Annotated in this window: 11 protein-coding genes; 3 read left to right on the forward strand and 8 right to left on the reverse strand. The window is 28.6% G+C overall.

Features of this window, described 5'->3' with window-relative positions; genetic code table 11:
* Positions 1-9 precede the first annotated feature (9 nt).
* The 6 genes from ACRCYC_RS04405 to ACRCYC_RS04430 are packed head-to-tail and all read right to left on the reverse strand — an operon-like array spanning position 10 to position 6,273.
* Positions 10-1,908 (reverse strand): hypothetical protein, encoded by a 1,899-nt coding sequence (locus ACRCYC_RS04405; RefSeq protein ID WP_438533049.1) that lies wholly within the window; start codon positions 1,906-1,908, stop codon positions 10-12.
* Complete coding sequence (locus ACRCYC_RS04410; protein WP_330112478.1) at positions 1,908-2,768, reverse strand: hypothetical protein; 861 nt, start codon at positions 2,766-2,768, stop codon at positions 1,908-1,910. The genes ACRCYC_RS04405 and ACRCYC_RS04410 overlap by 1 nt, the downstream gene beginning before the upstream one ends.
* 49 nt (positions 2,769-2,817) lie before the next feature.
* Entirely contained in the window at positions 2,818-3,366 is a 549-nt protein-coding gene (locus ACRCYC_RS04415; protein ID WP_438533050.1) for a hypothetical protein, read from the reverse strand.
* A complete protein-coding gene (locus tag ACRCYC_RS04420; protein WP_438533051.1) occupies positions 3,344-3,826 on the reverse strand; it encodes a hypothetical protein in 483 nt (160 codons plus the stop codon). The genes ACRCYC_RS04415 and ACRCYC_RS04420 overlap by 23 nt, the downstream gene beginning before the upstream one ends.
* Positions 3,827-3,835: 9 nt before the next feature.
* A complete protein-coding gene (locus ACRCYC_RS04425) occupies positions 3,836-4,195 on the reverse strand; it encodes a hypothetical protein (protein ID WP_438617956.1) in 360 nt (119 codons plus the stop codon).
* A 56-nt stretch (positions 4,196-4,251) separates the two neighbouring features.
* The gene (locus ACRCYC_RS04430; protein ID WP_438533053.1) at positions 4,252-6,273 is read right to left on the reverse strand and encodes a hypothetical protein; all 2,022 of its coding nucleotides are present in this window, start codon (positions 6,271-6,273) and stop codon (positions 4,252-4,254) included.
* Between the two features lie 170 nt (positions 6,274-6,443).
* On the opposite strand from ACRCYC_RS04430, the gene ACRCYC_RS04435 reads away from it, so the two are divergent.
* Positions 6,444-6,914 (forward strand): hypothetical protein, encoded by a 471-nt coding sequence (locus ACRCYC_RS04435; protein ID WP_438533054.1) that lies wholly within the window; start codon positions 6,444-6,446, stop codon positions 6,912-6,914.
* A gap of 177 nt (positions 6,915-7,091) precedes the next feature.
* Here the strand turns inward: ACRCYC_RS04435 and ACRCYC_RS04440 are convergent, their stop codons facing one another.
* Positions 7,092-7,589, reverse strand: coding sequence for a hypothetical protein (locus ACRCYC_RS04440; RefSeq protein ID WP_438533055.1), 498 nt, complete (start codon positions 7,587-7,589; stop codon positions 7,092-7,094).
* A 1-nt stretch (position 7,590) separates the two neighbouring features.
* Positions 7,591-10,452, reverse strand: a complete 2,862-nt coding sequence (locus ACRCYC_RS04445) for a hypothetical protein (protein WP_438533056.1) — start codon at positions 10,450-10,452, stop codon at positions 7,591-7,593.
* Between the two features lie 273 nt (positions 10,453-10,725).
* Here ACRCYC_RS04445 and ACRCYC_RS04450 point away from each other — a divergent pair, with 273 nt between their 5' ends.
* The gene (locus ACRCYC_RS04450) at positions 10,726-11,010 is read left to right on the forward strand and encodes a hypothetical protein (RefSeq protein WP_438533057.1); all 285 of its coding nucleotides are present in this window, start codon (positions 10,726-10,728) and stop codon (positions 11,008-11,010) included.
* Between the two features lie 98 nt (positions 11,011-11,108).
* On the forward strand, positions 11,109-11,384 hold the full coding sequence (locus ACRCYC_RS04455) for a hypothetical protein (RefSeq protein WP_438533058.1): 276 nt from the start codon (positions 11,109-11,111) through the stop codon (positions 11,382-11,384).
* Positions 11,385-11,473: the final 89 nt, after the last annotated feature.

Consider the following 11,473-nt stretch of genomic DNA (forward strand, 5'->3'; position numbering starts at 1 on the left):
CAAAATCTCCTATGAAATAAAATTAGGTTTAAACTCACTATCACTATAATCAGCTTCAAATAAATCTAGTTCATCTATAAGATCACAATTATAAGAAGCGTATAATCCCATAGTTATTATTTTATTAACATTAGAAGGGTCTGCATTAACATCAACATTTTTATAAGTATCTGAAGCAAACATCTTTGTTAAACTAGAGGGTTGTAATTTTAATTTATAACTATTTTCAAAGTTATTAGTAGCTTTACCAGTATCAGCATCTAAAAGAATATCACTATAAATAATATGATAATTTTTATTAAATAACTCCTCTATATTATTTCTATTCATTTTTCTTTTTGAGCTAATATCCAAAGTAGAGTAAAGGGTAACTATTTCATTTTTTCTAGAATCTTCAGAATAGTTATTATACTTTGTATGATAATGTGTGTAGTTCCATAATATAGCAAAATTTCTATTATAAAAAATTTCAATATCATTGGCATTTTTAGAATCACTTTTTAATTCTTCTATTCCATCAAGAACCAATCCTTCGCCATTATCTTGTATTTTAGGGATAATATATTGTGAGTTACAACCTTGAGTTTCCCTAATTTCTCCAGAAATCCATTCTTGAAGTTTACAAATACCATGTTCTAAAGTTCCACCTATACATAAAGAAGGCATTAGATTTAATTTAACTTTCCACTTCGAAACTTTAAATTCAAAGTTAAGAGAATTCATGTTTATATCAAAAATTGGAGAGAGAAAAGAATGTAACATTTGAATAAGAGAAACTTTTATACCTTGAGGATTAGTACTAGAATATCCTTTATTGTGGCCAGTTCTATATTTTTTATCAGAGCAATTACCATCAGCAGGAGATCCAACAAAACCTAAACTTTTTCTTTGAGGTTTTTCATAATATCCACAAACACTGCCATCTTGTGGTAATGGTGCTCTACCAGTACGACCTCCTCCGATTATCAGAAGAAACATAAGCCATAAATAGTTGACATGGCTAGTATTGCAAAATTGAAAACCTTCTGGGAAGTTTTTATTGCTAGTTATTACTTTTCTTAAACTTTCAGTAGGGTCTTTACCAAAAATATTTATTAAATCCTCAAGAGTAACTCCTTTGAAATTATTTATTTCTTCTTCATAGACTAAACGTTCTTCATCTGTAATATCTTCTGGAATAATAGCTATTAGTTTATCTTTATCAGTTGTAAATTCAATAATGCCTTTGTTGTTATTTATAGAATCGTTGTATTCAAAAAAATCTTTAACTTTATCTATAGGAGCTACCTTATCTAGTGAAACTAAAATCCCAGGTTTAAATTTTATTAAATTATTATTAAGGTCTATATATTCAACAAAAATTTTACTTTTATCATTAATATTAAAAACAATATCATCTTTATGATATATATTTCCATTTGCGCTAACAGAATAATCATTAGAGAAATACATTTTCTCAGTATTTAAATTTCCATTATAATCAAACTCATCAACAATATTTCCTTTATTAAAACCAAATTCATTTAATAAAAAATCCTTAGCATCTATATAAGCTTGTGTAGATAATATTATTTCTCCGTCTTCTTTTTCATAATAGTATGGAGGAAGAGAAGGGATAAGTGTTTTTAAAAAACTATGAAACTTATCTAACTCATCTAAAATTTGTTTATCAAAAAACTTATTAAGCCCTCTAATTTCTGTATTATTAAGTTCATTCTTTAGATTATTATTAAGGGTTTCATTATCTTTTATTAGTGTTTCTATTTCTTCAAGAGTTTCTATTAGTTTATCAACAGGTATTTCATCATCTTGGTTTGGATAAATTATCTTTCTTTCTCTCTCAAAATCTATCTCATAATTTTTTTTTATATTTTTATCTTCATGTTTATAACTAAAAAGGTCTTTCATTAGTTCACCTCAGTTTTAACATTTATAAGTGTTTTCATTCCTGTTTTTCTAATAGATTCTTTTTCTTTTATAAACTTACTCATATTATCTTCTGCATTTTTAAGTAGATTAGATTTCTTATCTTCAACTTTAAATCTCTTTTTATCTGACCTAGTAGCTATCATATTGTTGAGAAGTTTTAATTTATTTTTACTTTCTTTTTCTTTGATATCTAAGTATGAGTTTATTTTCTTTTCATATGATATGCCGAATTCCGTAGGTTTTTCAGATATATCAACTAGAGATGTTGAAGCTATTGCTTTCATACATCTATAAATAATTAAATCAGAAACAACCAATTGAGATACGATAGACTTATCTACTCCTTGAACAGCTATATGAACATCAAATTCTTTTAAATAACCCTCGGTCCAATCAGAAACAAGTTTGTATTCAAAAGGACATAAACACCCTTCTGGTGCATCACCACTTTTAAATAAAGGACAATTTTTAAAACTTTCACAAACAGTATCCATATATTTATGAGGATCTTTCAATTTTTTTATTTTTCTTTCTAATTTTCTAGCCTTTTTTGCTAAATCACTATATCTAGGATCTTCTTTGTCTAACTCTTCTAAATCACTTTGAATATCTTCAAGTTCTTCTTCAAATTCATCATAAGGCTCAGGAACAGAGCAAAGTCTTATAGCGTTAAATTGGTGGCCAGCAGCATCTCTAATAAGATGATTGACTATACCTTGTTTAAGTTCCTCTTTCATATTTATAATTTTTATTAATTCATTTTCAACATTAGGAAATAAATCATCCATGTTGTATTTTTCAAGTTCACCTATAGCAGCTTGTTTTAATTTAAAACTCATAAAATCCTCCTATATAAAATATAAAAAAATAGGGGAAAAATATCCCCTATTACATATTAGAATTGAAGTAATCAATTAAGATAGAAACTATCATTTCATCTGTTATTTCATCATAAGTATTAATCTTTTTTAAATTTATACGATACAATACTAAATCAAATATCTTCTCTGAAAACTCTAATCTATTTTCTTTAGCTTTTATTGTATATTTTTTTAAAAAAGCATCATACACATCGTTGAAATAATTAGATGTTCTAGCATATATCTTTTCTATATTATCCAGTATAATTTTATTGTATCCACAATTATTATAAGGCCAAAAATCAGGAATAAATTTTAATATCATACTACTTTCAGTAGTGTGTATTTTGTTAAATTTAATAAGAGAAATATTGTTATAACTATTATGAAGATTAAATATTGGATACCTAATTATAGAAACAACATCTAAAATAGGTTTCTTTTTTAAACTTAGAATAGTGTCATATTGCTTTATAAATTTAGGTTTATCACTGAACTTTATATTTGTTAAGTCAATTCTCAAGCCTTTTATAGAAGTAATCTTCACTAAAGTGTTAAGCAAAAGATTTTTTTTCATTCATTTCACCATACCAAGACATTCGTAATCCTAGTGATGTTATTTCACCAAAACTCTCTGAAAATCCTTCCTCTACAGTTGCAGTGATTTTAATATTTATAAACTCGTCATTTTCCCAGTTTTTATTTATTAAAAATAATCCATTAGAATCAGGTTTTATAAATGAATAAATACCATTACTATCTTTAACTTCTAAAGTGAATTTAATACACTTTTCAGTTGTTGTTCTAATATAAAAGACTTCGTTTGAGTTGTTACTATCTTTTTTTAGCAAAAACTCGATTTCTTTATCTATAATAGATAAGTTAGTCATAAGGTTTTTGATTGCTTTAGAACTTTTTCTTTCAACAATCAACTCAACACTTTGAACGTCTCCAGAATGAGTGTTCATAGACTCAAATAGGTTAATTCCAGAATTAATAGGAATTAGCTCATTATTTTGTTTTACATAAACTTCCATTAATATCTCCTAAAAATTTAATACTCTGAATAATTCATCTCCATTTAACGACATTAAATTAAACATAACCTTGTCACCTTCTTTTTCAATTTTTTCTCCATTTTGATAATGGAAAGTTAATTTAGAGAATCTTTTAGAGTAAGTAATTTTTTTCAAACCTATAGTACTCAAATCACTTGATACTATTCTTAAATTCTTATTAATCACATCATGTACAATAGAATGACCCTTGAATTTAATTTCTCTTTGAGGACAAATATATGAAATATCATTTTTATCCGTATGTTTGATTGCTTCTTCAATACTCTGAATTCCCAATTTCTCAAATTCTCTAAATATTTCTAAAATCATATCTTTTATAATTATCATAAATTTGGTTATGTTTAACAGTTAAATTTAAACATATAAAAAAATATTATGCAAAATTAGAACCTTTGTCGGCTTATTCTTTTACTTTTTGTTCCAAAAAACTTACTTCCTAATCTACCTTTTTGCGCAGATTGTATATATTTAATTTCTTCGTCAGCAGCCTTAGAATCTTTAACTTCCATAAAATTATCTCTCATATCTGATGTAGTGAATTTTTTAGATAGGTTATATCCATCTCCATTATTAACATTATTTACAAACTCCTCTAATTGGCTAATAGCATTTTCTAAAGAGTCTTGTTGAAGTTTAGATGTCCCATCAGCAACACCAGCTCTTTTAGAACCTTCCAAATTAAATACTTCCTCAACAAATTTTGCAATAATATAGTTACTTAGCATAAGTGCATCTAGTATGTGATCAGTACCAGGTCCAGCAGCTCTAAAGACTGGATTGTCTCTAGCATCATATTTTTCAATCTCATAGTAGTTAAGTTGAGTAGTTAGAAGTTCTCCAAGTTGGTCATCTCCTTTTAAATCTCCTTCTTCCAACGCTGACAATTCTATACTTCCATATTCAAATCTTTGCTGTAATAAATGAACCATAACACCTTTTATTCTTCTATTAATAGGTTCATCAGTCATAGGATGCTTTTCACTTATAACAGATGCAAAATCTATTGGAACAATTTTTTCTTCGTTACCTTCTTGCTGATACATCTTAATAAGAATTTCTGCGTTTAAAGCTCCGAATCCCAAGTCTAGTGCTATCTTTTCACAACCGAATCTTTTATCTAAATCTCTAATCATCATTACTGCTTCTGTTTGAAGTTGTTCTGAGAATTTTCTTTTAGAATCTTCGTTTACTGAATGTCTATACCAAACCTTTGTTCTTTTATTTTTTAGGTTAATTCCTTGTACAACTATTTGAACACCATTTTTATGAGCGTTCCAGTCAACACCAATAAAGAATCTCCAATCTTGTGCATCAGGAATTTCCATGGCACTATATGGATATCTATATGCTCTTAAAGAGTTTTTAATATCAGCTTCTTTAAATACTTTAGCAGTACCTTCATAGAAGTTAGCTTCTATTTCTTGTTCCCAACCTTTTTTAGTATACATTTTTCTAAGCATTTTTTCTTCCCCAGGGAAGTTAGGCATAATAGTATACGGGAAGTGAAAATCTTTAAACTCTTCATCTGTTAAGCACCATTCTTTAAATTTATTAGGTATTTGTGAAGGTGTAGAAGTAACTAAGATTTCAACCTCTGGATGTTCTAGCAATAGAGGGATAACTGCTTCAAGAGATTCTTGATCCATATATCCAGCTTCGTCTATAAACATTTTATCTCCAGATTGTCCTCTGGTAGATGCTCCAGCATTTCCACTTCCAGAACCAGTAGTAAATAATTTAATTTTTGCAGTATCTCCAAAGTTAGGTCTAGGTATTTCTACAACATAAGGTTTTTTTGTAGAACTATAAGTACCTCTATAAACAGAATCATCTAATTTATCTAATATTCTAGCGTGTAGTTCATCACATAAGTTCATGAATGGAGCTAGAATTAATATTCTTGGATTTTTAATGTGTGTATTCATAGCATAGTGAATTGCATCAACAGTTAAAACCTCACTTTTCCCCATTCTACGGCCAAGTCTTCCAACTTTTCTAAGAGCAGTACAAGTAAGCATTTCTTCTTGATAGCCTTGCCAACAATCTCTTTTAGGGTTATGAGGGGACCAATTTAACATATCTTTAGCCCACATTATTTTATTATTTTTATATTGTAATTGTATTTTTTGTTCACTGGTTAGTTGGTAGTATAAATCTCCATATATTTCTTCTAAAGGATAATATTTTTCATCTATTAATCTTTTGGGTATTCCTTTGCAAACGACAGGAAACTCACCATCAACAAAGCCTTTTCTATTATAATGCGATTCCTGACATTTATAGCATATGTCAGCATATTCGACAGGAAACTCATCAACATCTTTAGTTATATCTTCATGTTCTCCTTTATCTTCTTTAAAAAAACTGAGAGTTCCATCATTTTCTTCTATAAATTCTTCAGACATAAAACCTCCTTGAAATTCAATATTAAATCAAATAAAAGTTTTGTCTAAAAAACTGCTTTTTAACTATGGCTTATTCAAGTACTAAAGATGTTTTAAAACTATATACAAAAATAAAGACTTAGGATATAATAGTAAAAGCTAACTAAAAAAGGGATACATAAGGAGAAATAATGAAAAAAATAATAATCGGAATGTTTATAATTGCAGGGGTAGTTCAAGCATTTCCAGGAAACAAAAACATAGAAAATAAAGTATTGAATAGAGAAGAGGTTATATTTGTACCTCCGACAAAGACCGATTTAGTTTTTACTAAAGAAGGAGATTTGTTTACTGGAATTTTATGTACATCTGCTAAAAGTAATTTTAGTGGTAAAACACTTGAATACCTTGAGATAACTGAAGTAAAGAGTGGTTATAGAAGTGGACTACAAATTGTTGTTGAAAAAGATACGTATAAAGTTATAGGAGCGACTTCGTTTATAGGGAATTTAGAAAATGGATTAACGAAAGATGGTAATCAATATATGATGTTTTATAATGGAGCTGCAAAAAACAAGATGCAAATTGATGAAAAAGATAAAGAAGAATTAAATAAAAAAATAGAAAAATTAATAAATGATTATAAAAAAAAGCAGAGATAGTTCTCTGCTTTTCCTATTTATTCTATCTCATAAGAGATTATGATTAATATATGCAACTGAAAACATATACATAATCTAATAGAAAAAATATCCAGTTTTTTAGTTAATATAGTAAAAATAAAAGTTTAATATAACATTAGCTAAGTTATACTATAAAATAGTTAAAATTACAAATCGTTACCTGCTTAGTGCTTGTTCTAATATTTCTTCAGCTAAGTTACCAGATGATAAAACCTTTCCAATTTGATGTGATGTAATATCCATATTCCTAAGATTCATATTATTTATAGCATTAAAACGATCATCCAATTTATAGCTCATGCTTAAATCTACATTTAAACTATGTCTTGTAAAATCAGAATCTATTTGATTCTTTCTAAAATCAACAGCCGTATCAATAGCACTTTTAGCTAATCCAACATAAGGATTAAAAAAATAATTAAGAGCAGCTTTTCCAAACAAAGCTTTAGCTCCACTTTTACCAGCGAATTTTAAAGATAAAGCTAATCCGTCAGTAGCTTCTTTTCCAGCCATTTTTCTAATTTTATTATATACAAAATTGACAGGTGTACTTGTAATCTTATGTTCTCCACCTTTTATTATTGTCTTACTTATATCTTCTATATTATCCCACATAAAAAAATCTAAATATAATCCTGCTACGCTTCCCATCATATTAATACATTCCTCTAGAGCTATTACTTTGAGCTATCATAAGTTGTGCTAATTGCTGTTCTTTTCTTTCTCTTTCTTCTTGTGCTGAAGATACTAGATTGGCAGCTCCACTTATAGCCATTCCACCAGCGGCTAATGCAATTAACTTTCCACCATTGCCTTTCATGAAATTTTTAGCACCTTTAAATATTTCAGTATGTCCAGATATATGTTTTAAGTTATCAGTTGTTTCTTCTGCAACACCTTTTAATTTACTTATATCTATATCTTCATTAGATAGATTCCCTTTTATTTTTTTCAATTTATCATTAACAGCATCTTTTATAGCACCATTTGAGTTTTGAGTATCTTTTTCAAGTAAAGCTTCAGCAGTTTTACTAAATTTAACACCATTATCTAATGCATGACTTATATTTACTTTAGTTAACTCATCATCAAGATTACCTTTCAATGCTAAATCTATTCTTTTGTCTATTATAGCTTTTGATATTTCAGGATTCTCTTTAGCATACTTTCTGGCTTCTGCACCATTTTTCCATGGACTTCTAGATTCTTTTACTTCTAAAATATCATTCATTATATCCATGTCATTAGAGCTATTAACCTTATCTACAAGATTATTTATGCCATCCTTATCATTTATAGTTTTTGTTTTAATATCTTTTCCAAAGCTATAAGTACCAGTGCTTTCATCTCCTATTCCTAATATATCAGCAACGTGTTTAACTTTATCAACTCTTTTAGAACCAATATCTTTTAATTCTCCTTTATAGTTGTTACTAATAATTTTATCAAGATCATTGTTACTAACGCCTTCTAGAAATTCACTAGCAACAGAATCAGTTTTAACTCTGCTTAATTCAGATATAGCACCAATTTCTTTAGAAGTGAAATCATCAATTTTAGCTCCACTTGCTATTTTATTATTGATGTTACTAACTTCTTTTTCATTAAGAACGCCACTAAATTTAGAGGCCATTTGTTCCTCTATTGTTGAACCTCTTTTACCACCATCTACAAGATTATTTAAGCTATCTATACCTTTTTTAAAATCATCAGAAATATCTGATAATTTTTCATATTCAGTTCCGTTAGCCAAATTATAATTAGATAGCATTGATTGAGTCTCAGAATGATTAATTAACCTTTTATTATAGCCACTTATGTCAACATCTTTACTGACTTCTCCTGTTTCTAAGAAATTCTTAACACTCTTATCTTTCAATTCGTCTTCTGATAATAATCCTTTAAGAGAATTTCTATCGCCTTCATTTACTATAATCTTTCCATCAACAATATTCGCATTCATAGAACCGTTAGTATTTTTATCAAATAGAGAAAGTTGATCTTTGGTAATATTAGAGAAAGTTCCATCATAAGCAGATGCAGCATTATATAAATTAGAATAAGCATCAGAATCAGCACCAACACCAGAAGCTTTAACTTTTGCAGCAGCACCAATTATACTTTTAGCGTCACTATCTAAATCTACACCTTTATTTTTTAATTCTATTAAATTATCTATGCTATCTACTCCAAATTTAACTTCATTTTCTTTTAAATATCCACTATACCCATTAGCACCTAATCTGGCATTAGCTACTGGACCGATATTATTTATGTTATCAATGAAGCTATTTACTGTTGGTTTATCTACTACTTCATCTATTTTACTTAAATATTGAACTCCTCTAGTGGAACTTCCTGAAACTTCATATTTATTAAAGCCAGTAGACATAGCTTGGTTGAAATCATCAAATCCATTAATACCTTTTAAACTTTTATTAACATCTATTCCATTTTCTTTAGCGTCATTTATAAGGTTATCATAAGCATTAAGAGTTGATTTAGCTTGATTAAATCTTTGTATTTCATCACCAGTAAGTATCTTTTGACTTTCCATCTTAGGAGAGAGTTCAACCATTGTATCTTTAGCTTTTTTTATAGAGTCATATTCTTTATTGAAAGTTCCAGCAAGCACGCCTTCTAACTCTTTATTTGGAGCATTTCTAATGCTATCCATCTCGTTTAATAATTGACTTGTTAATTGATTTTTATCCCAGCCTTTATCTGGCAGATTAGGAATAATATCATTTGGATTCATATTATTATCAATCATATATTTAGCTAGTTTGGAATTGTTACTAGCGAATCCCTCTCCAGGACCTATTGCCATTCCCAACTCACCTAAATCAGCTTTAGACATTTTACTTTTGGTTTCTATTCCCATTGTATTAGCTAAATCTATAGCTTGAGATTTTGTATAGTTTCCACCGAAAAAGTCATTGATTGAAGTTGTTTTAGGATCTGATATATTTGGGGTAAATTTATTTATACCAGTATTGTATCTTTCTAATGCTTTACTTGGGAGATTCTCATCACCTATAACTAAATTGGCTCTCCCTCTCAATTCTTCTAATTCACTCTTACCGACTTCTGTTGAAAACTTATCACTATTTATAGCGGATAATGTGTATTCCTTATCAAGTATAGGAGTATCATAATGTATTGCATTACCCGATATACTGGCAGCTTTCTTTAAAGCTCCTTTTGCATTTCCATCTGAATCAAAATAATTTTCACTACCGAATATTTGTCCATATGTAGTGCTACTATTAATTCCACTATATTCAGGAAGAGAATCCTTTAGATTGTACTTTGAAGAATTTATTGGAGCTGTTGGGACTGAGTGTTGAGCTTGAATAGGGTTAACGTATTCTTCAACTGTAGTAGTTTTTTTAATGGGTCTAGAAGTCCCAGACGTAATTTTTATATCGGCCGTTTCTAAGCCACCGTCTCCTATCTCAACTGATTCTGGCTCAGAAAACGAACCAGAATTGATATATGCATCAAATATATCCATTTTATTATTTCACCTCTTTTTAGTTTTATATCAAATAATTTTACAACCATTATCAAAACTAATAAAAAAAGTAACAGTTAAGACAAATAAACAAATTTACCCTGTGGCTGGAAAAATTTTATTAAGTGCGCACATGGGTACCAGGTACTATATCTGCGATTAGTACTTCATACTTCGAGCCTCCCCCCCTCGTACTCGTATGTATTCTGGAGTATCCATTATTTGTGTAGTCTTTAGGATTGCATAATAAATATAAAACTTGGAGGAAACAAAATGCAAAAAGTAAATTTCATATCAAACAACATCACAATCGAGAAGAAGAAAAACGAGGGGAAAGAGTACGCATCACTGAGATATCAACATGGAGATAAGTACATGTACATAACAAGTGCGTTAATAAAAGACTTAGAAGAAAAGAATGTAGAAATATTAATAGATAATCAAAAGGTAATCCAAACTGAAAAGGGACTTTACAGTGGATTCTGGAAAAAAGTATGTACTATAAAATTTATAGAACAAACTCAAAATGAAATAGTAAAAGACTTATATGTTAAATAAGTCTTTTTTTATTTCTAAACTCAGTTAATCAATCATAGTTAACGGTTGGGGAATTGAGTTGAGAAATAAAAATAAATATAAAACTTGGAGGAATAACAATGAAGAAAATAGTATTAGCAATTTTATTAGTAGGGACAGTAGTAGCGGGAACAACAGTGTATACATCAACAGACAAGTATAAAGCTGAGAAATCTGTAAAGGTTGTTACTAATAAAATAGAGAACATCATAAGGAAACAAACAATGATGTCTAAGAATCAAAAGCATGGAGCTAGATATACAAGACAACAATGGGACGATATGCACACTGAGTTAAATCAATTAAGAAAAGAATTAGCTGAATTAGATCAATCAAGAAGAAATTTAGACAAATAATAAATGGCTAGAGTGAAATAACTCTAGCTTTTTTTAATAAAAACCTAACCCTGTAAGTAAACGGTTGGGATATACCATTATAAATAAAA

This window comes from Paraclostridium sp. (assembly GCF_051657365.1).
Taxonomy (GTDB): Bacteria; Bacillota; Clostridia; order Peptostreptococcales; family Peptostreptococcaceae; genus Paraclostridium.